The sequence below is a fragment of the Exiguobacterium sp. s57 genome, from assembly GCF_018617685.1.
Classification (GTDB): Bacteria; Bacillota; Bacilli; order Exiguobacteriales; family Exiguobacteriaceae; genus Exiguobacterium; species Exiguobacterium marinum.
The window spans coordinates 857,988-881,801 of the sequence record NZ_JACSKR010000001.1 but is presented as its reverse complement, the minus strand read 5'-3'; the positions used below and the strand labels follow the sequence as shown (position 1 = coordinate 881,801).

Sequence of the window (23,814 nt, the reverse complement as noted above, 5' to 3'; positions counted from 1 at the left end):
CGTGATAATGAGACTAGTTATGATGCACAAGACTCACATTCATCCACTTCAACGGTTGTTGAGCGCGTATAGTAAATCGATTTCATGCCGAGCGACCAGGCTTCGAGATGCATCGCGAGAAGTTCTGTCGCCTTTACATCGTTCTTGACGTACAAGTTAAAGCTGATGGCTTGGTCGATGTGGCGTTGACGCGATGCGTTCTGGCGAATGCTCCATAATTGATCGACTTCGAACGCTGATTTATAGAACCAGTTCGTCTCCGGCGTCAAATCCGGTACCGTGACGGGGATCTTATAATTTTTCTTTTCTTCCGAGTAGACTTTCTTATAAACCGGGTCAATCGATGCAGTACTACCGGCGATGATTGCAGTAGATGAGTTCGGTGCGATGGCCATCATATAGGCATTACGGACACCGTTTTGATGAACCGCTTCTGCAAGCCCGTCCCAATCGAGGTCATCGTGTGAACGATAGTTCCGACGCTTGAAGTACTCACCCGTGTGCCACTCTGAACCTTCAAAGACACCGAATGCACCTTTTTCCTTGGCAAGTTCCATCGATGCCTGAATCGTGAGATACGCAATTTTTTCATACAGTTTTTCTGCATATTGTACGGAATCGACCGACTCCCAACGGATTCCTTCGAGTGCGAGTAAGTGATGCCAACCGAATGTACCAAGACCGACCGCACGGTATTTTTGGTTCGTGATCATCGCCTGTGGAACTTCGATCGTATTCAAGTCGATCACGTTATCGAGCATACGCATTTGAATTGGGATGAGACGTTCGAGTACGTCTGCTTTCACAGCCCGGGCGAGCGCGATTGAACTCAGGTTACAGACGACGAAATCACCAGGAGTCTTCGTGATGACGATTTTTCCGTCTTGCGTGTACTCCTCTTCAATCGTCGTAGCCGACATGTTTTGCGCGATTTCGGAACAGAGGTTTGAACTATAAATCATCCCTGCATGTTTGTTTGGGTTCGCGCGGTTCACGGCGTCGCGGAAGAACATGTACGGTGTGCCTGTCTCTAGCTGTGAACGCATATAACGTTTCACAAGGTCGATGGCAGGAACCGTCACGCGAGACAATTCTGGCGTATTGACACATTCCATATATTTCTCTGTGAAGCTCCCACCGTTCTCAGTTTCGTCGAAGTAGTCCTCGAGGCTGTAGCCCATTACCGTACGAATTTCATGTGGGTCGAACAAGTGCCAATCCCCACGTTCTTCGACGGTACGCATGAAGAGATCTGGTAAGCAGACACCAGTAAACAAGTCATGTGTCCGAAGGCGTTCGTCTCCGTTATTCAATTTCGCATCGAGGAATTCGAAGATATCCTTATGCCAAATATCTAAATAGACGGCGATTGAGCCTTGGCGCATGCCGAGCTGGTCGACGGAGACAGCCGTGTTATTCAATTGTTTCATCCACGGAAGGGCACCGCTTGAGACGCCTTTGAATCCTTTAATGTCACTTCCACGTGAACGGATTTTCCCGAGATACACGCCGATGCCGCCGCCCCCTTTCGAGAGTGTCGCCACGTCTGTATTTGAATCGTAAATCCCCCGAAGTGAGTCGTCGACCGTGTCGATGAAGCAAGAGCTGAGCTGTCCGTATGATTTGCCGGCATTTGACAAGGTCGGTGTCGCTACCGTCATGTAAAGGTTTGAAAGAGCCCAGTACGCTTCTTCGACGAGTTTCAAACGAGTCGTCTCATCTTCCTTTTGCATAAGGGTCATCGCGATAACCATGAAGCGTTCCTGTGGAAGTTCATAAAGATTCTTCACGTGGTCGCGTCCGAGGTAGCGGTCCGACAACGTCCGGAGTCCGATATATGTGAAGAGACGGTCACGGGATGGATCGATTAACGATTCAAGATGATCCATATCTTCTTTAGAGTACGTATTTAAAAGTGCTGGAGTAAAGATGCGTTTTGACGTCAACGTCTCGACTAAGTGATAGAAGTTGCCATAGCGCATTGAAGCCTCGTAGCCTCGGTTGCGTGCCGCTTCGAGATAGAGACGGTTCAAATACATCTCTGTCGCAACGAACGTCCAGTCAGGTTCTTCGGCTTTCAACATGTCGAGCGCATGCATCGTCAATAAGTCATACACTACATCTTGTGTCAGCGTCTTCGTTTCGAGCGCCCGAATCGCCCGTTCTTCATAGCGCTCCACACTTAATTGAGGATACCGCGTCTGGATAGATTGAATAAGAGAGGCGACGTCAGCGAGCGTTGGGGCCGCCGGTAGCATCGTCTCGTGATGGATAGGGGATGTCAAAATCGATCACTCCTTTAATAAATGTAGACGTTATGAAAGTATAATAAGAACTTCCTAACCTGCCACAATATTGTGTTAACGACCAAAATACCTGTTAACTATATATTGACACTTTTATCTCTTTTTAATCATAAAACATCTATATTTAGTTTTGCAATGCTTGACATTCTTGGATGTATCGACCGACCTTTTGCTTTTGCTCAAAAAGGGCTTCATGAGCCGATTTGAGACAGAGAACTGAGATGAAAAAAAATTATGTAATATGATTGCTTGTTTTTTCACAAAAAACGAATCCGATTTCATCATCATCACTACATTGAACATTACGTCACTTTCGGACAGAATAGATAGTGTTTGACGTTTTGTTTAAACAATTATCCCTATTCATTCCATACTAGATATAGTGTTGTGTCAAAGTGTGACAGAGGAATCCATTTGTCAAGGCTGGTATCCTAATGAAAAGTAAGGTAGATTGATGAGGTAGGACATTGATTTCAACGAAAAGAAGGGTTTAACAAGTGCGTACAGAAGACTTATTATTGACATGGGACCCACTCGGTTATGGGACAGGTTCATACGGGCCAGAGTTCGATGAGGTGATGATGGCATTGATTGACGTCAATTCTCCTGAACAGTTAACCGAAATCATTCGGCGCACACTTCTTGACGCGTTCGATGAGTGTCCACCAGAATCAGAAATCATCGAGATGGCACAGCGACTCTTCGCATCGTCATCTTGCCAATTATAAGGAGGAATAAATATGTTACGAATTGATCCAACACCTAACCCGAATGCAATGAAAGTGACACTTCCAGAAAACGTGTTCGGTGCGAAAAGTCAGAGTGTGAAAGCAGGCGAAGCGACAGATCAACCGCTCCTCGCAAAACTTGTCGAGATTGAAGGCGTAGAAAGTGTGTTTGCATATGGTGACTTTGTGACCGTTTCGAAAGAGAACGGTGTGAGTTGGGAAGCAATCCTCCCACAAGTTGAGACGGCATATCGCGGATGAATCCGACTGTTACGATTGTCATTCCGGCTTATAAACGCGAGACGGAACTGACAGAACTGCTTGAAAGTTTAACGGTCCAAACGTTTCAACAGTTCGAAGTCTTGATTATGAATAATGAGGGGCCGCCAAAACAACATCTTTTGGCGCCTTTTTTGAATCAATTGGATGTACGTGTCATAGAAGTCGGCGAAAATCATCACGTCCGTGCCCGAAATCGTGGTGTTCTTGAAGCGAAAGGCGATGTCATCCTGTTGTTAGACGATGATGACCTCCTTATGCCGACTCATCTCGAGGACAGCTTACGCGATCTTCAACAGGCTGACCTTGTCTATACGGACGCCGAATTGTTTCGGTTTGAATGGAAGCATGGACGTCGTGTCGTGACCGAATGGGAACCTTTTGCATACGAGTTCGATCAAGAGCGGATACGTCAAGATTCAACATTTATCCCGTCTGGTACAATGTATCGAAAGTCGATTCATGACACGATTGGTCTGTTCGACGAAGACGTCTATAACTACTGGGATTGGGATTTCTTATTAAGGGTCGTGGAACAATTTAGTGTGTCGCATCCTGCCCGCGCGACAGTACTTTACGCATTCAACGGGACCGATAACTTGTCGGCAAAACAAGACGAAACGAGACGTCGTTACTTTGAGCGCTTCTGTCAAAAACATGGACTGACAGACATGGAAATGAAGAACTTCCATATTGTTCAGGAAGAACGACGTTCATATGTGAGACAGACAGAGAGAACGTTTACCGGCGTGCTACCTGGTCGGACAGAAGGGGATTAAGTATGTATTCATCAAAAGAACTAGAATTGTTAGAGTTGTTAGAAGAGAAAGGCTATCTCGAAACGAAGATGTTAGCTGATTTGTTGGCACTCGATGAAGAGACGATTGAATCGATGCTTGAGAAGTTCAAACAAGACGGAATCTTACTTGGTTTTCGGGCAATGGTCAACTGGCAAAAAATAAATCGGCATGATGTCACGGCATTCATCGATGTCAAAGTCACCCCAAAACGGGGACGAGGGTTTGATGATGTGGCCGAGCGCATTTATCGCTTCCCGGAAGTGACGGCGCTTTATTTGATGTCAGGCGCATACGACCTCCAAGTCGTCATTCGTGCGAACTCACTGCAAGACGTCGCTTCATTCGTTTCGGATAAGTTGTCACCGCTAGATTCAGTATTGTCGACGACGACTCACTTCAAATTGAAGACGTACAAGCATGACGGCATTTTGTTCACCCCACAAACTGAAGACAAGCGGTTAAACATCACACCATGAAGTCTTTATCAAATCAAGTCGTCTCGATGAAGCCATCGGGCATTCGCCGTTTCTTCGATTTGGCACAGACGATGGAAAATGTTGTCTCTCTCGGGGTGGGAGAGCCGGATTTCATCACGCCATGGAACGTGCGAGAAGCGAGCTACGCTGCTCTTGAAGAAGGATATACAGCATATAGTGCCAACGCAGGACTCATCGAATTGCGAGAAGAGATTGCTAATTATATGAAGAAGCGATTTTCAGTTGAATACAATCCGACTTCGGAAGTCATCGTTACTACAGGGGCTTCACAAGCACTCGATATTGCATTTCGTTCCCTCCTCAATCCGGGAGAGGAGGTTATCGTGGTCGAACCGGCATTCGTATCGTACGGTCCCCTCATCGAGATGGCGGGCGGAAAAGTGGTCCCGGTAGCATGCCGACCGGAAAATGGTTTTCGTCTCGATCGAGATGACGTTGAACGTGTCATCACCGAACGAACGAAAGCGATTTTACTTTGCTTCCCATCCAATCCGACAGGTGCCACGATGAATGGTGAGGAACTCGCACAAATTGCTGAACTCGCAACCAAGCATGACCTATGGGTCGTCAGTGACGAGATTTATGCAGAACTTTGTTACGATGAACCGTTCGTCAGCTTTGCGACGCTCCACGACATGAGAGACCGAACGATTGTCGTGAACGGCTTCTCGAAAGCGTTCGCGATGACAGGATGGCGCCTCGGCTTCACTTGCGCACCAGAAGTCGTGACGCGGGAGATGTTGAAAGTCCATCAATATGGCATGATGTGTGCGCCGACGCTCGTTCAATTTGGTGGTCTTGAAGCACTGCGCTCTCGCCATCAACATGTGCCGAACATGGTGAAGAGCTATCGTCAACGCCGGAACTACTTTATTCAGGCGCTGAACAAGGCAGGTTTGCCGACGCATGTACCAGGTGGTGCTTTCTATGCGTTTCCTTCGATTCGGCATACCGGATTGACGAGTGAAGAATTTGCGGAACGACTCTTGATTGAAGAGCGGGTCGCCGTTGTTCCTGGTAATGCCTTCGGAGAGAGTGGAGAAGGGTTCGTTCGAGCAAGTTATGCGACATCGCTCGAACAATTGCAAGAAGCGATTCGTCGAATCGAACGTTTCATGAAGCAATTTGAAATGAAGACTATCGAACAAGACTCTCAACGATGAGGGTCTTGTTCTGTTCTACAAGAATCGAATGTGTAAAAACAAGAGGTGAGGTGAAAATATGGAACGTTACGATTACATAGCAGTTGGGTGTGGTCCGTATAATCTTAGTCTCATGGCTCTTGCAGAAAAGACAGCACTACAAGGAATCTGTTTTGAGCAGCGGACGGAAATGATGTGGCATGAGGGTATGTTGATTGAAGGGATGACGATGCAGACACATTATTTACAAGATCTCGTCACGTTAGCGGACCCGACCCATCCGTCGAGTTTTCTGAACTATTTGAGTGATACAGGTCGTCTCCAAACATTTATCACGCAAGAACAAGGTAAGATTCCTCGAACGGAGTACAATCGTTACTTGCGCTGGGTTGTAAATCAACTGTCGACGATTCGCTTCGACCATTATGTATCTGACGTTCAAGCGGAAGAAGAGGGGTTCGTCGTGACAGTCGAATCAGATGGTCAATCAATACAAGTTCATACAAGACATCTCGTCCTAGGAACGGGTGCAGCACCATTCGTGCCAGATGGATTTGAACAAGTCATTCATACGAGCGATTATTTGACCTATCGGGACGTCCTCAGAGACCGATATCGTGTCGCGGTCGTTGGGAGTGGGCAGAGTGCGGCGGAAGTCTTCCTAGACTTGTTGCGTGACGCGACGGACGAGCAACGGGTCGACTGGATCACAGGCTCCGATCACTTTGAGTCACTGGAGGCAGGAAAGCTAGGAGACGAAATCTTTAGTGTGGATTATGTCGATTATTTTCATGGGCTGCCGTATGACGCTCGTCAAGAACTACTCGGGTCATTCGAACGTTTCCGTCATGGCGTCAACCCTGAGACGATGACCTCGATTTATGAGACCTTGTATCACCGAACGGCAGAAGGGGAAGAGACGCTAGCTGACATGATGACACAGGTCGAAGTGGAATCGATCTCTTATGATTGGTTAACACATCGTTTGAAAGGGACGCGACGATATACGGGAGAAGTGATTGAAAAAGAGTACGATCTCGTTGTCGTGGCGACAGGGTATCGACCGGTCATGCCGAGCTGGATTGAGCGATTCCCGATTGTGTGGGAAGCAGAGGGAGAATGGGCTGTCCGGGAAACGTATGAGGTGGTCATGAGCGAGTCGTTAAAGGGAAAATTGTTCACGCATACGAATATAGAACATTCGCATGGTCCGGCCGCGACGAATCTCGGGATGGCCGTCTATCGAAATGCAATGATGTTGAACGAAATGGCAGGGGAAACCGTCTATCCAATCCGTCATCAGAAGCCTTTTACGACGTTTTGAACAAAAAAAGGGCTAGGCGAGTCGCCTAGCGGAATCAGGGGGGAATACTTGAAGTCTTGCTTGATTTGTATTTACCCCGACCTTCGACTTTAAAACATTTCAACGAGGTGAAATAATCTTTTTTACTAATTTCTACACTTTATCGAAAAAAGTATGTTATAGTAAGTTGATGAATTTAGCATAGGAGTTGTTTGTAATGGCAAAATACGAAAAAGATCAAGTTTTAAAAGGTAAAGTAACAGGAATTCAACCATTCGGTGCTTTCGTAGCACTTGACGACGAGACTCAAGGTCTTGTCCACATTTCAGAAATCTCACACGACTACGTAAAAGACGTAAACGATTACGTTCAAGTTGGTCAAGAAGTTGAAGTGAAAATCCTTGAAGTGGATGAAGCTTCTAAAAAAATCAAGCTTTCAATGAAAGCGACTCAAGAAGCTCCAAAACGTGAGAAGTCTGCGAAGACAGCTCGTCGTGCACCACGTCGCAACGAAGCATCTTCTAACTTCAAGCAAGAAGAAGCTCCAGGATTCACAGTCCTCAAAGATAAACTTGAAGACTGGATCAAAAACACGAACTTCAAGAAGTAAGTATTTAAAGGTGGCCCGTTCTAAACGGGTCACCTTTTTTGTGTTTTACAGGAATCGGCGGACCGTATGACGAAACTGTAAACCGAATAGGAGGAGATCATATGAAGATTGGCATCATCGGAACGGGCGGGATTGCCACAAGCGCCCACATTCCAAATTATGTCAAAGCAGGGGTTGATGTGGTAGCCGTCATGAATCGAACACGGGCCAACGGGGACCGTGTCGCGCAGCAATTTGGCATCCCGAACGTTTATGAGACGGTCGAAGAGATGCTTTCGTGCGAACAGCTCGATGCCGTCAGCATTTGTACACCGAACGCCTTGCATAAAGACCAAGTGATTCTAGCTCTTGAAGCAGGGTGTCACGTCCTTTGTGAGAAGCCGCCAGGGATATCGGAGAACGACGCAGTTGAGATGTTAGAAGCGGCAAAACGGGCAGGCAAAACGCTCCATTATGGTTTCCATTACCGGCATCGCGCCGATACGGTTCTGTTGAAGCGGTTGATTGATGCGGGTGAACTCGGAGACATCTATGCGGCCACGGCACTTGCGCTTCGACGACGCGGGATTCCGGGATGGGGTGTGTTTACAAACAAGGAACTTCAAGGCGGGGGCGCATTGCTCGATATCGGTGTCCATATGTTGGACCTCGCGCTTTATTTGATGGATTATCCCGAGCCGAGCAAGGTCGTCGGCCACGTCGGTCAGTATTTAGGGAATCGACCGGGTGTCGGTTTGTTAGGAGAGTGGGACGCAAGTTCACTCTCGGTCGAAGATACGGCGAGGGCGATGGTCACGTTTGAAACAGGGGCATCTTTGCTGCTTGACGTCAGCTACATGGCCAATATCGAAGAGAAGGATACGATGCGTGTGGAATGTCGCGGAACGAAAGCTGGGGCCAGCTTATTTCCACTCACCCTTCATACCGAAAAATATGGAGCGCTCTTTGACGAGCAGCCTGCTTATTTGACTGAACACGATCCGTACGAACGGCAAATCCAGCTCTTCCTTGAAGCCTGTCGACAGGAGCCGAATTATCGTCAAGCGGAGGAAGCGGTCATCCTGCATCGGATCATCGACCGCATCTATCAGTAAGCACGATACTTTTCATTCCGTAAAAACAGGGTATATAGTGTAGGTGTTACATATTTCTATGAGGAGGATGACTTATGCACAACTTTGAATACAAAAACCCGACGAAGCTCATTTTTGGAACACATCAGGTCGAAAAATTAGCTGGAGAACTCGAAGCGCTCGACGCGAAGAAAGTGATGCTCGTCTATGGTGGCGGAAGCATCAAAAAGAACGGGACGTACGATGAAGTCGTGGACGAACTTGAAAAAGCCGGTATCTCATACGTAGACTTCTCAGGTGTTGAACCGAACCCTCGTATCGAGACGGTACGTCGTGCTGTGAAATTTGCCCGTGAAGAGAACGTAGATGCCTTACTCGCAGTCGGCGGAGGTTCCGTCATCGACTGTACGAAACTGATCTCAGCGGCAATCCCTTATGAAGGGGACGCGTGGGACATTGTCCTCCGTGAGCATATCCCGACAGAGGCGGTGCCATTCGGGACGGTCCTCACCCTCGCAGCGACAGGGTCAGAGATGAACTCTGGGTCGGTCATCACGAACTGGGAGACACAAGAGAAGTTCGGTTGGGGCCATCCGCTCGTATTCCCGACGTTCTCCATCCTTGATCCACGTTACACGGTGTCGGTTCCGAAAGACCAGACGATTTACGGCATCGTCGACATGATGAGCCATTGCTTCGAACAATATTTCCACCCGAACCATGCACCGGTACAGGAACGCATGACAGAAGGTGTTTTGAAAGCGGTCGTGGAGTCGGCTCCGAAACTCGTGAACGATTTAGAAAACGTCGACCTTCGTGCCATCATCTTGTTCTCGGGTACGATGGCATTGAACGGTGTGCTTCAGATGGGTGCTGCGGGAGACTGGGCATCTCATAACATCGAACATGCGGTATCGGCTGTTCACGACATCCCGCACGCAGGCGGTCTCGCCATCCTCTTCCCACGATGGATGGAACACGTATTGGATGAAGACAACGCAGCACGTTTTGCACGACTTGGTGTCGAAGTGTTCGATGTCGAGCCGGGTGAAGATGACTTGGAGACAGGGAAACGGACAATCCAAGCTGTTCGTGCATTCTTCGACCAACTCGGTGCGCCAAACTCGCTCCGTGACTACGAAATTGATGAGTCGACATTCGAGGCGATTCTCGATTCGGCAATGAAGCGTGGTGCATTCGGTCGTTTCCGTACACTTGAACGGGAAGATGTCTCAAAAATCTTAGAACTTAGTAAATAAGGCGAATTCTTGCCTATTTCGCAATAATGATTGAACGAATCCGACGTTTCCGTTTATGATGGGTCATGTATAGCTCTTTTACGAGCGATTTAAAGGAGGAAATGACATGTCAACTGTACGTTTCGATTATTCAAACGCGCTCTCATTCGTAGGGAAGCACGAAATCGACCAAATGCAAGAAACGGTAAAAACCCTTCACTCTGTGATTCACGAGCGAAGCGGAGCCGGAAGTGATTTTCTTGGGTGGGTCGATCTTCCGACCGAATACGATCAAGATGAGTTCGCACGAATCAAAGCTGCGGCGGAACGAATTCGCGAGAATTCAGACGTTCTCGTCGTCGTCGGAATCGGAGGATCTTACCTCGGTGCCCGTGCAGCGATCGAAATGCTTCAACATTCGTTCTTCAACGTATTATCAAAAGAAGAGCGCAAGGCTCCACAAGTATTCTATGCGGGCCACAATATCTCATCGACGTATATGAGAGAATTGCTTCAAGTGCTCGAAGGAAAAGACGTCTCGGTTAACGTCATCTCGAAATCAGGGACGACGACAGAACCTGCGATTGCTTTCCGTGTCCTTAAACAGTTCATGGAAGAAAAGTACGGACAAGACGGGGCGCGTGAGCGCATCTACGCAACGACAGATCGGGCTCGCGGTGCACTCAAGACCCTCGCGGACGCGGAAGGATACGAATCGTTCGTTATTCCGGATGATGTCGGTGGACGCTTCTCTGTCCTCACACCAGTCGGTCTTCTTCCGATTGCCGCTGCCGGAATCGATATCGATGCCTTGATGGAAGGGGCACGTGACGCACAAAACGCTTACAGCTCTCCTGAATTGGCAGAGAATGAAGCATATCAATATGCGGTTGTACGAAACGCCCTTTACGCAAAAGGAAAGTCGATTGAGATGCTCGTCAACTACGAACCGGCTCTTCACTACGTGTCAGAGTGGTGGAAGCAGCTTTACGGTGAATCAGAGGGGAAAGACAATAAAGGTATTTTCCCTGCGGCTGTCGATTTCTCGACGGATCTTCACTCGATGGGGCAATACATCCAAGAAGGTCGTCGCGACTTGTTCGAGACAGTCATCCGTGTAAAAGAAGTTCGTCATTCGATGAACGTTCCAGAAGACGCACAGGACTTGGATGGCTTGAACTTCCTTGCCGGTGAAACGATTCAATTTGTGAATGACAAGGCGACAGAAGGAACACTTCTCGCACACACAGACGGCGATGTACCGAACTTAGTCGTCGAATTGCCGGAGATGACCCCGTATCACCTTGGTTACTTGTTCTATTTCTTTGAGAAAGCATGCGCGATGAGCGGTTACATCCTCGGAGTAAACCCGTTCAACCAGCCAGGCGTCGAAGCTTACAAAGCAAACATGTTCGCTTTGCTCGGTAAACCGGGATATGAAGAACAAAAAGCAGAACTCGAAAAACGCTTGAATCAATAAGAAAACGAATCGGTCCGCAAGTCGGGCCGATTTTTTTGTTTGAAACTGGGTGAAGACAAGGTAAAGTGAGAGTAGACAGGGGAAAGAAAGGGATGGACTATGAAGACATTCAAGGATTACTATCATAATCAAGTTGAGCTAAGCTTCACCCATTATCCATTCTCAGACACGCCGCTCCACGTCTGGGTCGTCGCCCGTTACGAGGATAAGTGGGTATTGACGAAGCATAAACAAAGAGGACTCGAGTTTCCGGGCGGAAAAGTCGAGCCGGGCGAGCATGAGGACGCCGCCGCAATCCGAGAAGTTTATGAAGAGACCGGTGGAATCGTGCAGACACTACGTTACTTGGGACAGTATCGAGTGCTCGGTCGAGGTGATACGGTCGTCAAAAATATTTACTTTGCAGAGATTGAGCGATTTGAAGATCATCCTGCCGTCGACGAGACGGATGGGGCCGTCTTGATTGATGCATTGCCGGGTAATTTGTTACGCAATCAACGTTATAGTTTTATGATGAAAGACCGAGTCTTACCGGAGACGATGAGGGTTCTACATGAACAACAGTTGGTTTGACCGAGTTGATGTGTTACCACCGTACGCAGGTTATCGGGTGACAAGAGGGTGGTACACGACAAATGATGGAGAAGAGGTCGTAGCGTATTCAATCGAACCAAAACGACCGAATGGGCACGTGTTGATGTACTTACGGGGAGGGACGGCACGAATCGGGGACGTCCGTTTACCGCGGCTCATGCAATTCGCATCACGCGGCTTTCATGTCGTCGCTCCCGTCTATCGTGGCAACCATGGTGGGACTGGAAAAGAGGATTTTGGTGGGGATGACTTGGAAGATGTGCTCTCGCTATACGATCGCGTTCAAACGAGCGGACGACCGGTTCACGTGCTCGGCTTTTCGCGAGGGGGCATGATGGCACTATCGCTCGCATCCGAACGACCGGTCACCACGGTCACATCCTGGGCAGGCGTGACGAACCTAGAATGGACATATGAGGAACAGCGTTCGATGCGGAAGATGTTACGTCGCATGACAGGTGGGGACCCCGAATCAGCAGAATCTGCCTATGTTGATCGTTCCCCCCTCTATAAAGAATGGATTGCCCCGACGCTCATCATCCATGGTACCGACGATGAGCAGGTTCGCTTGCGTCATGCGACAGCTGTCGCTGAGAAGTTAGGGGAGCAGGCTGAATTTTGGGTGGTCCCATTCGGACACCAACTCCCATTTTGGGATAAATGGGAGACGACAGAGCAGGCGATGGACTGGATGATACAGCAAGAAAAAAACACCGACTCATGATTGAGTCGGTGTTTTGATGTAGTTAGATGACGAGCGGACCGGCTGCGATGATTGATTCACTTGCTTTCGTGAAACGCTTGAAGTTCTCTTTAAATTTCATGGCAAGTGCTTTTGCCTCCATGTCGTAACGGGTTGAATCGTTCCATGTATCTCGTGGATTGAGAACAGTACTCGGTACACCTTCGATGGCTACTGGAATCTCGACATTGAAAATGTCATGTTTCATCGTTTCGACATCACGAAGCTGTCCATTGATTGCCGCGTTGACCATCGCGCGCGTATAAGCGAGTTTCATACGTGAACCTTCACCGTATGCACCACCTGTCCAACCTGTGTTGACGAGATAGACATCGACATCATGTTTTTCAATCAATTGACCGAGCATATCCGCGTAACGCTCTGGTGCGAGCGGGAGGAACGGTGAACCGAAGCAAGTCGAAAACGTCGCTTGTGGTTCTGTGACACCGCGCTCCGTGCCGGCAAGTTTTGACGTATAGCCAGACAAGAAGTGATACATCGCTTGCTCTTTCGTCAATTTGCTGATCGGTGGCAAGACGCCGTACGCATCTGCCGTCAAGAAAACAATTGTATTCGGATGACCTGCGCGTGATGGGAGCATCGCATTGTCGATGAACTCAATCGGATATGCCGCACGCGTGTTTTCCGTTAAAGAAATGTTTTTGTAGTCTGGTGTTCGATCATCGTTTAGCACAACGTTTTCAATCAATGAACCGAATCGAATCGCATCATAAATTTGTGGTTCGTTCTCACGTGATAAATTGATTGTCTTCGCGTAGCAACCGCCTTCAATGTTAAAGATGCCGTCTGGTGACCATCCGTGTTCATCGTCACCGATCAAGTGACGCTCAAGGTCAGCCGAAAGTGTCGTCTTCCCAGTTCCCGACAACCCGAAAAAGAGAGCCGTTTCGTTCGCATCATTGACATTTGCCGAACAGTGCATCGATAACACGTTTTGTTCAGGCAACAAGAAGTTCATGACGGAGAAGATTGATTTTTTGATTTCACCACCGTATTCTGTTCCCCCGATCAGAATTGTACGTTTGGCGAATGAAACGAGAATGAACGTCTCTGAGTTTGTCCCATCGACCGCAGGGTCTGCTTTATAACTCGGTGCATAAATGACCGTAAACGGGTCGAACGCACCTTTCGTCGGCCATTCACGTAAGAAGAGTTGTTTAGCGAATAGACTGTGCCACGCATACTCTGTGATGGCACGAACGGGTAAGGTGTAGTGTTCATCCGCGCCAGCCGCAGCTTCAAGATAGTAGAGCTTATCTTTCTTCTCTAAGTGATTGAGTACTTTTTCAAGAAGTGCTGAAAACTTCTCTTCAGCGATTGGTTGGTTGACCTTCCCCCAATCGACAAGGTTGTTGCTGACTTCATCTTGTACGACGAATTTGTCTTTCGGTGACCGTCCGGTAAAAGCACCGGTGCTGACAGATAATGCCCCGTCTTTTGTCAGTACACCTTCACCATTTTGAATGGCTTCTTCTACCAGCTCTGGAACCGTCAAGTTCCGTAACATGTCGGTACCATTAATTAATTCTTCGATTTTCAGGAGCGTTGTCGCCATCCTGAATCCCACCTTTCCCCTAAATAGATGTGGATGAAATCCGCATACTTCCGCAATCAAGATTAATTAGTATGACATTTTTAATTATATGTGACACACTAATTAAAAACAAGCATTTCTTCTCTATTAAGTAAGCGCTTTCTTACAAGGATAGTTTAACACATTCTCTTATCACAAGGTGTTAAAAAAAGAAACGAAATAAAAAAATGGTTGACGATTCACAAACAGAAATGTTTAGCAAGTCTGTGAAAAAAATACGAATTCGTTCAATTCCCTTGACATAATCGGATGTCATTTATATGATGGTTTTCGTAACGGATACTCTTATTCTGAGCGGTGGAGGGAACAAGGCCCTACGAAGCCCAGCAACCGTCCGACATGAAGTCTTGTGCGGAAAAGGTGCTATCCTGAAGCGAAGCCATTAGCTTCGAACGATAAGAGGGTAAGGAAGAACGATTCAACCTTTCCCCATGTATGTCATCGGGGGAGGTTTTTTTCATTACCGTCCCAAAGCAACGCGTAAGGGGAACGAGTACCGTCCACATATCACCCTTATTATAGGAGGTTTTTTGAATGTCAAATTTGAACCGTCGACTTTTTACTTCAGAGTCGGTTACTGAAGGACATCCAGACAAAATTTGTGATCAGATTTCTGACTCGATTTTGGATGCCATTTTAGCGGAAGACCCGAATGCCCGTGTTGCGGCAGAAACGTCTGTCACAACAGGTCTTGTACTCGTAGCTGGTGAAATCACAACGTCAACTTACGTGGATATCCCGAAAGTTGTCCGTGAAACGATCCGTGAAATCGGATACACACGTGCGAAATATGGTTTCGATGCTGAAACATGTGCAGTCTTGACATCGATTGACGAACAATCGGTCGATATCGCGCAAGGTGTAGACCAAGCCCTTGAAGCTCGTGAAGGTCAAATGACTGAAGAGGAGCTTGATGCAATCGGGGCAGGAGACCAAGGTCTCATGTTCGGATACGCAACAAACGAGACACCTGAACTCATGCCCCTCCCAATCTCGTTGGCACACAAGTTGTCACGTCGTCTTGCGGAAGTACGTAAGAACGGTACGCTTGAGTACCTCCGTCCGGATGGGAAAACACAAGTAACGGTTGAGTACGATGAGAATAACAACCCTGTTCGTATCGATACAATCGTTATCTCGACGCAGCATGCAGAAGAGATTACACTCGAGCAAATTCAAGAAGACTTGAAAAAATATGTCATCGAAGCAGTCATTCCGGCTGAACTTATCGATGCTGAAACGAAATACTTCATCAACCCGACTGGTCGCTTCGTAATCGGTGGACCACAAGGGGATGCAGGTTTGACAGGACGTAAAATCATCGTCGATACGTACGGTGGATACGCTCGTCACGGCGGTGGTGCATTCTCTGGTAAAGATCCGACAAAAGTTGACCGTTCAGCGGCATACGCAGCCCGCTATGTAGCGAAAAACATCGTTGCAGCAGGACTTGCGGATAAAGCGGAAGTACAACTCGCGTATGCGATCGGGGTTGCACACCCTGTATCAATCGCTGTCGATACATTCGGCACTGGAAAATTGAGCGAAACAGAACTCGTTGAACTCGTTCGTGAGAACTTTGACCTCCGTCCGGCAGGTATTATCAAAATGCTCGACCTTCGTCGCCCGATCTACAAACAGACAGCAGCTTACGGTCACTTCGGTCGTACAGATGTGGAACTCCCTTGGGAGCAAACAGATAAAGCAGCAGTTCTTGAAGAAGGCGCGAAGCGTTTCGCGTAATCAAAAACGACCTTTCCGCGGAAAGGTCGTTTTTTTTGGTTCATGTAGTTGGTGGTGTCTGTTTATTTTCGTCTGACTCAGAATCGTTGGAAGTTGTTTCTTGTCCGAGAGCTGTATCTTTCGCTTCGACGACCTTCTCACCGATATCTTGTAAATCAGACTTGGCTTCTTGTGCCGTATCAACGATTTTATTGACATCTTCTTTAACTGTATCTACTTCTCCGACGACTTTTTCATATACGTTCTGAACGTCTGTAGATACTTCCTGAATTTTGCCGGAAGCCGTCTTCACTTGTTCAATAACCTGTGAGGCTTTACCAGCAGGGTCTTGTTTCATTTCATTGACAATGCCGCCGACCGAAGATTTTGCGCTCGAGAGGGATTGTTTCGTATGATCTCGATTCGAGGAGCTAAGTAATGCGAGGAGACCACCGACAAGTGCACCGAGTAACATGCCGGTCACGACGTTGATTTTCGGACTTCCCGCGTTCATTTGGTCAAATTGACGATTTGGGTTCTCTGTTTGTTCGACTTTCGGGTCATGCTCTAATTTTGGTTCCATGTTGTTCCACTCCTTCATTTGATTGGCATTGCTAGTTTTATACCCAAGTCGAATGCTGAGATAACGTTTTACAATGAATCGTCATGAAAAAGAAATGTAGTGCAGGATAAAAACACTATGATAGGGAATGATACAAATAGATTGGCCTAAAGGGGGAAGCGATCATGAATATGCGAGAAGCAGTTCCAGAAGATGCGGCGTTAATTCGAACGATTGCACTTGCAACGATTTCAAAGAATGATTCCAATCGGACGAGAGCGATGGAGCGCGCCTATCGACAAGAAGAGATTGTACGAGCAATCAGTTCAAGTGAAGAAGCACGAGAACAATATTTTATCGTTGGCGAGTATGAAGACCATGTCATCGGATTTTGTCATGCCATCGATCGCGGTGACATGTGGGAGATGCTTCGTCTCTATCTTCATCCCGATCACCATCGGAACGGGTACGGTGCAGATTTTTTAAGGCACCTTCAATCGAAAAAAACACAACCGGTGGAAGTGTACGTTGAAAATTCGAATGACCAGGCGATTGCTTTCCTCTTGCATCAATCATTTAAAGAAGTGAATCGAATTCAAGAAGAGGTCTACGACCAACCGATGGAACTCATTCATCTAAGATATGTCCCGAGCTAAGACTCCAGACGGATTTTGCTTAAACATCAGTTGCGGCTGATGTTTTTTTGATACAATGAATATAGTCTATAAATGAGGTGACGGCAGCATGACATATGAAGAAACACAAAAAGGGGTCATCGTCATCGTTTATCCGCTACAGTTCACATCTCGGATCAGCGAGAATTTTATTCGACGACTTCAAGACGAGTACGAAGTAATTGTCGTCCGCGACCAATCGATGGGCTTGACGGCAGAAAATCATAAACAATTGATCAAACGGGCGTTACGTGAGGCCGGCGAGTATAAATTACCGATTCATGTCGTGGCGTTCAGCCTCGGGGCGCTCTTTACGAACCGACTTCTTCAGGAGTATGATGTGCCGCTCGGGAGCCTGACTTATATCTCTCCATTGTTTGATTGGCATGCGACTCGTCAAATCGGTGGATTGAAACAAGTCGTCGCGAGTGCAGTCGATCGTTTTCGCCCAGACTTACCACTTGGAATGATGACATTCACCGGTGGCGGCGACGAATCGTCCCGATTTGGTGAAATCACATATGCCCAATATCGGGAAATCGAAGAAGAAATCGTAGAGCATCAAGAAGAAAAGAAACATTTGCCACGTCTCCCGCTCGCTTGTTTCTACGCACCTGATGATCAATTTGCAGACGTGAAGTTGACGTTGAACGTCTGCCGTAAGATTGGTGGAGATCAAGTGTATATCCGTCGATTAGAAGGATTCCCGCATTTTGGGTATGAGCGGTTGAACACCAAATTTGCAGAAACGCTCATGACGTTTTATGAATTGATTCAAGAATAAAAGAAGGCGACTCACAGGAGCCGCCTTCTTTTATTTTGAACGTTTTTCAATCGCCACGATGAATGGAGGGTGGTTGATCTGGTTGATGAAGCCGTAACGCAGTACACCCGCCTGCTTTTGGTCAAGCGACTCCACATAGCGAAGCACATCATCCCGTTCGACCTTCCCGCTCTCATGGCCGTGGTAGATGACGATGACGATGACACCACCGATAGCCATGACCTCTAATAATTGAGACAATGCGGCAATGGTCGTATTCCCTTGTGTCGTGACGGATTTGTCACTTCCTGGTAAATAACCCAAATTGAAGACGGCTGCGGTGATTGGTCGTGTCTCATTCGCGACGACCGTATGAACCGTATCGTGACTATCATGAATGACGGTCACCCGTTCATCGACACCTGCTTCCTGTATACGTGCACGGGTTGAAGCAACCGCTTCTGTTTGGATGTCAAATGCGTATACGTGTCCCGTTTCGCCTACGGCGTTCGCCAAGAACAACGTGTCGTGCCCGTTCCCGGCAGTCATATCGATAGCGACATGTCCTACTTCGAGGTGGTCATGTAGTAATTGTTTTGCAAATGGTAGTACTCTCATTAATCCCATCAATCTCATCCTTCTTTTTTCCTTGGAAGGAATCACGTCGCTCCAATTCCTCACGAATCTTGTTTAGCACCTGCATCTTGTGACGGCTCCATAATGGACCAATCAATAAGTCAGGCGGGCCGTCTCCCGTCAATCGATGGACGATCACCTCGGGTGGTATCCGTTCGAGTTGATCACAAACGAGGGAGATGTATGTGTCTTCCTCCATCAAGTCGAGCAAGCCTTTCTCGTATTGACGGGCAAGTGGTGTATGTTTCAAGACGTGGAGCAAATGGATTTTGATTCCTTGTATGTCCATTTTAGCAACTTCTCGGGCTGTGTCGAGCATCATCTCTGGTGTTTCACCGGGTAGGCCATTGATGATGTGCACGCATACGCGAATGTTGTGACGACGCAGTTTTTCAAGACCGTTCAAAAATGTTTGATAATCGTGTCCGCGATTGATTTTTTTTGCGGTCGTATCATGTACGGTCTGTAAACCGAGTTCCACCCATAAAGAAGTCCGCTCATTCAGTTCGGCTAAATAGTCGACAACGTCATCAGGCAAGCAATCTGGGCGTGTCGCAATCGAGAGACCGACGACACCTTCTTGCTGAAGCGCTGGTTCGAATAATTCGCGTAATCTTTCGACTGGCGCATAGGTATTACTGTACGCCTGAAAATAGGCGATGTAGTCGGCGTTCTTCCACTTTCGATGAAGTCGCGTTTTTACTTCTTCGAATTGAACGGGAATCGGGTCACAGGCATTACCCGCAAAATCGCCACTTCCATCATCTGAACAGAATGTACATCCGCCTTTGGAGACGCGGCCATCACGGTTCGGACATGTGAAGCCACCATCGAGCGGCACTTTAAACACCTTGTTCCCGTATTCCCGACGATATGCCTCATTCAATGTATGATAGCGGTTTTGACCAAATGGATTCATGGTTATCTCTCCTTCCTTGCTCATCCTATCACAAATGAAAAATGACAAAACTTCATAATGAGTAATTTTTCTTGACACTTCTTTGGCATTCGTTTAGGTTTGATAAGGAAATCTTGTCGATTCGGCCTTTTGTGCCGATTTTTTTAATGTGAAGAGGGATGAAAGGAGGACTTGGTGTGAACAATAAAATGCCGATCTCGGTATGGATTCTAGTCATTGCGATGGCGCTCAATACAACGGCGGCGTCTTTTTTATGGCCATTTAACACCCTGTATATTCATGATTTTTTAGGTGAGTCGATGACGCTTGCCGGAGTGGCGCTTCTTGTGAACTCCGCACTCGCAATCGTCGGTAACTACATTGGAGGGACGCTATTCGACCGAATCGGAGGAAAAGCGACGCTCGTCATCTCCGTCGGCTTGTTGCTTGCGAGTTCGCTTGGATTTTTACTGTTCCACGCCACGTTCTTCGGCTATTTGGTGTGGCTCGGTTTAATCGGGTTCTCAGGGGGACTCGTCTTTCCGACCGTTTATGCGTTTGCGGGACTCATTTGGCCAGAAGGGGGACGTCGTTCCTTCAACGCGATTTATGTCGCGCAAAATGTTGGGGTCGCCTTCGGTACAGCGATGAGCGGTCAAATCGCGCGATTGAACATCGAGTGGATTTTTTACGCAAACTTCTTCTTGTCGGTCCTATTTGTTGTGGTTCTTTTATTTGGACTTCGCTATTTGAAGAACCCGACACGTCCTGTCGTGCAATCCCAGCTAGAAGCAGCGGCCACGACGTTCTCGAGCGCGACGATGAAGTCGATGTGGTATGTCGCTATCGGTTATGCGGTGCTTTGGTTCGTCTACGTTCAGTGGCAAGGAACGATCGCGGTTCACTCGAAAGACCTCGGTGTCACAATCAGCCAATACTCACTCCTTTGGACAGTGAATGGGGCAATGATTGTTTTTGCACAACCATTACTCAATCGGGTGTTGCGACAGTTTGAGGATGATTTGAAACGTCAATTGATCATCGGGGCATCGATTTTCCTCGGTGCTTTCTTGATCGTGCCGTTCGCTGGTGGCTTCGGTATGTTCATGGTAGGGATGGTCGTCATGACAATCGGCGAAATGTTCGTTTGGCCAGCGGTTCCAACGATTGCGGCGAAACTTGCCCCGCCTGGGAAGGCAGGTCAATATCAAGGGCTCGTCAATATTGCGGCTTCCGTCGGTCGGATGATTGGCCCAACGTTATCTGGGTTTATCTACGATGTGTTCGGGATTACGGCAGTCTTTGGTATGCTGCTCCTACTCGCCACGTTTGCCCTCAGTCTATTCGTATTCATGAAAGACATTCGCGTTACTGAAAAATCAAGTTGACGTTGAATTTCAGAATGGGCTAAAATAGACTACGATGAATAGCAAGCGATGAAGAGGATTAGTAACGAACGTTCCGTTTCAAAGAGAGTCGATGGGTGGTGTGAATCGATAAGCGGATGTTGTGAACTCGCCTTGGAGCTGTTTTCCTGAAACGAGTAAGGAAAACCGGGGTTACGCCTCGTTACCGGCGTCTCAAGTGGCAGTAATGCAACATGGGTGGTACCGCGGAGAGCTTTTAAGCCTTTCGTCCCATTTTCGGGGACGGAAGGCTTTTTATTTATGCAGAGGAGGAAGAATGTTGAGCTATTTTAAACATCAAGAAATCGAGCCGAAATGGCAAAAACGCTGGGAAGAAAAAGAAGCGTTCAAAACGACAGAAGACCCGGAGAAGGATTGTTTTTACGTCCTTGATATGTTCCCCTACCCATCAGGTGCCGGCCTTCACGTCGGTCACCCGGAAGGTTATACGGCAACGGATATCATTGCCCGGATGAAACGGATGCAAGGATATAACGTCCTTCACCCAATCGGATGGGATGCATTCGGTCTTCCTGCCGAGCAATACGCACTCGATACGGGGAACGACCCACGCGAGTTCACAGCGCGTAACATCGAGACGTTCCGTCGTCAATTGAAGGATCTTGGATTCTCATATGATTGGGACCGTGAAATCAGCACGACGGATCCGAAGTATTATAAATGGACGCAGTGGATTTTTACTCAACTTTTCGAACGTGGACTCGCCTACGTCGATGAAGTCGCGGTCAACTGGTGCCCAGCGCTCGGTACGGTCCTTGCGAACGAGGAAGTCATCGATGGCTTGTCAGAGCGGGGGAACCACCCGGTCTATCGCGTGCCGATGAAGCAATGGGTGCTTCGCATCACCGAATACGCGGAGCGTTTACTTGAAGATTTGGAAGGTCTTGACTGGCCGGAGAGCGTGAAAGAGATGCAACGCAACTGGATCGGCAAATCGGTCGGTGCCGAGGTCGACTTCAAGGTCGATGGTCACGATAAGATCGTCACCGTCTTCACGACACGTCCAGATACGCTTCACGGGGCGACTTACGTGACACTCGCACCAGAGCATCCGTTCACGAAAGTGATCACGACGTCTGAACAATCGACAGCAGTCGAAGCATACATTGAAGAAGTCTCGAAGAAAACAGACCTTGAACGTACGGATCTCGCCAAAGAGAAGACGGGTGTCTTCACGGGCGCATATGCGATCAACCCGGTGAACGGCGAGAAGCTTCCGATTTGGACAGCGGACTATGTCCTCTCGACATACGGGACAGGTGCGGTCATGGCCGTCCCTGGGCACGATGAACGCGATTATGAGTTTGCGAAAACGTTCGACCTTCCAATCCGTGAAGTCGTCAAAGGTGGGAACGTGGAAGAAGCGGCTTACGTCGAAGATGGAGAGCACGTCAACTCAGGTAGCTTGAACGGACTCAATAAAGCCGATGCCATCAAGACGATCATTGAAGAACTTGAAGCTAGTGGCACAGGTCGTGCGAAGACGACATACCGTCTTCGTGACTGGTTGTTCAGCCGTCAACGTTACTGGGGCGAGCCGATTCCGGTCGTTCATATGGAAGACGGTACGATGAAGACGGTACCGGTCGAAGAGCTTCCGCTCGAACTTCCGATCATCGATGAAATCAAACCATCGGGTACGGGCGAATCACCACTTGCGAACGCAGAAGAGTGGTTGACGTACACAGACCCTGTCACTGGGGAGAAGGGTCGTCGTGAGACAAATACGATGCCACAATGGGCCGGCAGCTGCTGGTACTACATCCGTTACATCGATCCGGATAACGAGGAGATGATTGCGGACCCTGAGAAACTCAAACGTTGGCTTCCGGTCGACTTATACATCGGTGGTACGGAGCATGCCGTCCTTCACTTGCTCTATGCACGTTTCTGGCACAAAGTCCTCTTCGATATCGGCGTTGTCCCGACGAACGAACCGTTCCAAAAACTCTATAACCAAGGGATGATCCTCGGTGAGAACAACGAGAAGATGTCGAAATCTCGTGGGAATGTCGTCAACCCGGATGATATCGTGAAGTCACACGGTGCGGATACGCTTCGTCTTTACGAGATGTTCATGGGACCACTTGATGCAGCGATCGCATGGTCGACGAATGGGCTTGACGGGGCACGTCGCTTCCTCGACCGCGTATGGCGTTTGTTCGATCAAACGAACTTCGCGGACGTGGCACCGACTGCCGACTTTGAACGCACGTATCATCAGACCGTGAAAAAAGTGACGGAAGACTACGAGGCACTTCGCTTCAACACGGCCATCTCGCAATTGATGGTCTTCGTCAATGAAGCGAACAAACAAGAGACGTTGCCGAAGTCACAAATGATCGACTTCATCAAAATGCTCTCACCGGTCGCTCCTCACTTGTCTGAAGAGTTGTGGGAGAAGATGGGCATGACTGAAGCATTGACGTATGCGGCATGGCCGACTTACGATGAGTCAAAACTTGTGAGTGACACGATTGAAGTCGTCATTCAGGTGAATGGGAAACTTCGTGCGAAAATGCACGTTTCGCGTGACGCGTCGAAAGAAGCACTCGAAGCGGAAGCACTCGGTAACGAGCGTGTCCAAGAGTTCACAGAAGGCAAGACGGTTCGTAAAGTCATTGTCGTTCCAGGGAAACTCGTCAATATTGTAGTCGGGTAACATGAAGAATGTGTGACATTGTCGCACATTCTTTTCTTTTTAGTGGGGTCATTTTCTTTTATT

At 48.0% G+C, this 23,814-nt stretch carries 22 protein-coding genes, 1 riboswitch and 1 other annotated feature; of the genes, 17 read left to right on the top strand and 5 right to left on the bottom strand.

Annotated elements, in window-relative coordinates; genetic code table 11:
• Positions 1 to 17: 17 nt before the first annotated feature.
• On the bottom strand, positions 18 to 2,285 hold the full coding sequence (locus KNO98_RS04515; RefSeq protein ID WP_256442691.1) for a ribonucleoside-diphosphate reductase subunit alpha: 2,268 nt from the start codon (positions 2,283 to 2,285) through the stop codon (positions 18 to 20).
• Positions 2,286 to 2,803: 518 nt separating this feature from the next.
• On the opposite strand from KNO98_RS04515, the gene KNO98_RS04510 reads away from it, so the two are divergent.
• From KNO98_RS04510 to KNO98_RS04455, 12 genes are all read left to right on the top strand, one after another.
• Entirely contained in the window at positions 2,804 to 3,034 is a 231-nt protein-coding gene (locus KNO98_RS04510; RefSeq protein WP_026825526.1) for a DUF1871 family protein, read from the top strand.
• Positions 3,035 to 3,046: 12 nt separating this feature from the next.
• Positions 3,047 to 3,295: a NifU N-terminal domain-containing protein gene (locus tag KNO98_RS04505; protein WP_026825527.1), complete on the top strand. Its 249-nt coding sequence runs from the start codon at positions 3,047 to 3,049 to the stop codon at positions 3,293 to 3,295.
• Positions 3,292 to 4,092 (top strand): glycosyltransferase family 2 protein, encoded by an 801-nt coding sequence (locus tag KNO98_RS04500; RefSeq protein ID WP_026825528.1) that lies wholly within the window; start codon positions 3,292 to 3,294, stop codon positions 4,090 to 4,092. Before KNO98_RS04505 ends, KNO98_RS04500 begins: the two co-directional genes overlap by 4 nt.
• Before the next feature lie 2 nt (positions 4,093 to 4,094).
• The gene (locus KNO98_RS04495) at positions 4,095 to 4,589 is read left to right on the top strand and encodes an Lrp/AsnC family transcriptional regulator (protein WP_012726802.1); all 495 of its coding nucleotides are present in this window, start codon (positions 4,095 to 4,097) and stop codon (positions 4,587 to 4,589) included.
• On the top strand, positions 4,586 to 5,773 hold the full coding sequence (locus tag KNO98_RS04490; protein ID WP_214699285.1) for an aminotransferase: 1,188 nt from the start codon (positions 4,586 to 4,588) through the stop codon (positions 5,771 to 5,773). The genes KNO98_RS04495 and KNO98_RS04490 overlap by 4 nt, the downstream gene beginning before the upstream one ends.
• 58 nt (positions 5,774 to 5,831) lie before the next feature.
• A complete protein-coding gene (locus KNO98_RS04485; RefSeq protein ID WP_214699283.1) occupies positions 5,832 to 7,076 on the top strand; it encodes a lysine N(6)-hydroxylase/L-ornithine N(5)-oxygenase family protein in 1,245 nt (414 codons plus the stop codon).
• 196 nt (positions 7,077 to 7,272) lie between these two features.
• The gene (yugI, locus tag KNO98_RS04480) at positions 7,273 to 7,665 is read left to right on the top strand and encodes a S1 domain-containing post-transcriptional regulator GSP13 (protein WP_026825531.1); all 393 of its coding nucleotides are present in this window, start codon (positions 7,273 to 7,275) and stop codon (positions 7,663 to 7,665) included.
• A gap of 101 nt (positions 7,666 to 7,766) precedes the next feature.
• Positions 7,767 to 8,759 (top strand): Gfo/Idh/MocA family protein, encoded by a 993-nt coding sequence (locus tag KNO98_RS04475; RefSeq protein ID WP_214699281.1) that lies wholly within the window; start codon positions 7,767 to 7,769, stop codon positions 8,757 to 8,759.
• 74 nt (positions 8,760 to 8,833) lie between these two features.
• Positions 8,834 to 9,997 carry an iron-containing alcohol dehydrogenase gene (locus tag KNO98_RS04470; protein WP_214699280.1) on the top strand — a complete coding sequence of 388 codons (1,164 nt, stop codon included), beginning with the start codon at positions 8,834 to 8,836 and terminating at the stop codon, positions 9,995 to 9,997.
• 106 nt (positions 9,998 to 10,103) lie between these two features.
• Entirely contained in the window at positions 10,104 to 11,456 is a 1,353-nt protein-coding gene (locus KNO98_RS04465; RefSeq protein WP_214699278.1) for a glucose-6-phosphate isomerase, read from the top strand.
• 99 nt (positions 11,457 to 11,555) lie between these two features.
• Positions 11,556 to 12,029, top strand: coding sequence for an RNA deprotection pyrophosphohydrolase (gene ytkD, locus KNO98_RS04460; RefSeq protein WP_026825535.1), 474 nt, complete (start codon positions 11,556 to 11,558; stop codon positions 12,027 to 12,029).
• A complete protein-coding gene (locus KNO98_RS04455) occupies positions 12,010 to 12,774 on the top strand; it encodes an alpha/beta hydrolase family protein (protein WP_026825536.1) in 765 nt (254 codons plus the stop codon). Before ytkD ends, KNO98_RS04455 begins: the two co-directional genes overlap by 20 nt.
• Before the next feature lie 22 nt (positions 12,775 to 12,796).
• Here KNO98_RS04455 and pckA read toward each other — a convergent pair whose 3' ends face one another.
• On the bottom strand, positions 12,797 to 14,368 hold the full coding sequence (gene pckA / locus KNO98_RS04450; RefSeq protein ID WP_214699276.1) for a phosphoenolpyruvate carboxykinase (ATP): 1,572 nt from the start codon (positions 14,366 to 14,368) through the stop codon (positions 12,797 to 12,799).
• 321 nt (positions 14,369 to 14,689) lie between these two features.
• Positions 14,690 to 14,809: riboswitch (SAM riboswitch) on the top strand.
• A 132-nt stretch (positions 14,810 to 14,941) separates the two neighbouring features.
• Here pckA and metK point away from each other — a divergent pair.
• Positions 14,942 to 16,150 (top strand): methionine adenosyltransferase, encoded by a 1,209-nt coding sequence (metK, locus tag KNO98_RS04445; protein WP_026825538.1) that lies wholly within the window; start codon positions 14,942 to 14,944, stop codon positions 16,148 to 16,150.
• A gap of 40 nt (positions 16,151 to 16,190) precedes the next feature.
• Here metK and KNO98_RS04440 read toward each other — a convergent pair whose 3' ends face one another.
• The gene (locus tag KNO98_RS04440) at positions 16,191 to 16,712 is read right to left on the bottom strand and encodes a hypothetical protein (protein ID WP_026825539.1); all 522 of its coding nucleotides are present in this window, start codon (positions 16,710 to 16,712) and stop codon (positions 16,191 to 16,193) included.
• A gap of 164 nt (positions 16,713 to 16,876) precedes the next feature.
• Between KNO98_RS04440 and KNO98_RS04435 the strand changes: the two genes are divergently transcribed.
• Both KNO98_RS04435 and KNO98_RS04430 read left to right on the top strand, forming a co-directional pair.
• Positions 16,877 to 17,347 carry a GNAT family N-acetyltransferase gene (locus KNO98_RS04435; protein WP_214699274.1) on the top strand — a complete coding sequence of 157 codons (471 nt, stop codon included), beginning with the start codon at positions 16,877 to 16,879 and terminating at the stop codon, positions 17,345 to 17,347.
• Positions 17,348 to 17,435: 88 nt separating this feature from the next.
• Positions 17,436 to 18,149, top strand: a complete 714-nt coding sequence (locus tag KNO98_RS04430; RefSeq protein ID WP_214699272.1) for an alpha/beta hydrolase — start codon at positions 17,436 to 17,438, stop codon at positions 18,147 to 18,149.
• 30 nt (positions 18,150 to 18,179) lie between these two features.
• Here KNO98_RS04430 and mnmM read toward each other — a convergent pair whose 3' ends face one another.
• Positions 18,180 to 18,755: a tRNA 5-(aminomethyl)-2-thiouridylate-methyltransferase MnmM gene (gene mnmM / locus KNO98_RS04425; protein WP_026825542.1), complete on the bottom strand. Its 576-nt coding sequence runs from the start codon at positions 18,753 to 18,755 to the stop codon at positions 18,180 to 18,182.
• Positions 18,709 to 19,683: a tRNA modification radical SAM protein MnmL/YtqA gene (gene mnmL, locus KNO98_RS04420; protein WP_214699270.1), complete on the bottom strand. Its 975-nt coding sequence runs from the start codon at positions 19,681 to 19,683 to the stop codon at positions 18,709 to 18,711. The genes mnmM and mnmL overlap by 47 nt, the downstream gene beginning before the upstream one ends.
• Positions 19,684 to 19,859: 176 nt before the next feature.
• Here mnmL and KNO98_RS04415 point away from each other — a divergent pair, with 176 nt between their 5' ends.
• Together KNO98_RS04415 and leuS are read left to right on the top strand one after the other, a co-directional pair.
• On the top strand, positions 19,860 to 21,050 hold the full coding sequence (locus KNO98_RS04415) for an MDR family MFS transporter (RefSeq protein WP_371742744.1): 1,191 nt from the start codon (positions 19,860 to 19,862) through the stop codon (positions 21,048 to 21,050).
• A gap of 39 nt (positions 21,051 to 21,089) precedes the next feature.
• Positions 21,090 to 21,305: a binding site (T-box leader), on the top strand.
• Positions 21,306 to 21,345: 40 nt separating this feature from the next.
• Positions 21,346 to 23,751: a leucine--tRNA ligase gene (gene leuS / locus KNO98_RS04410; RefSeq protein ID WP_214699266.1), complete on the top strand. Its 2,406-nt coding sequence runs from the start codon at positions 21,346 to 21,348 to the stop codon at positions 23,749 to 23,751.
• Positions 23,752 to 23,814: the final 63 nt, after the last annotated feature.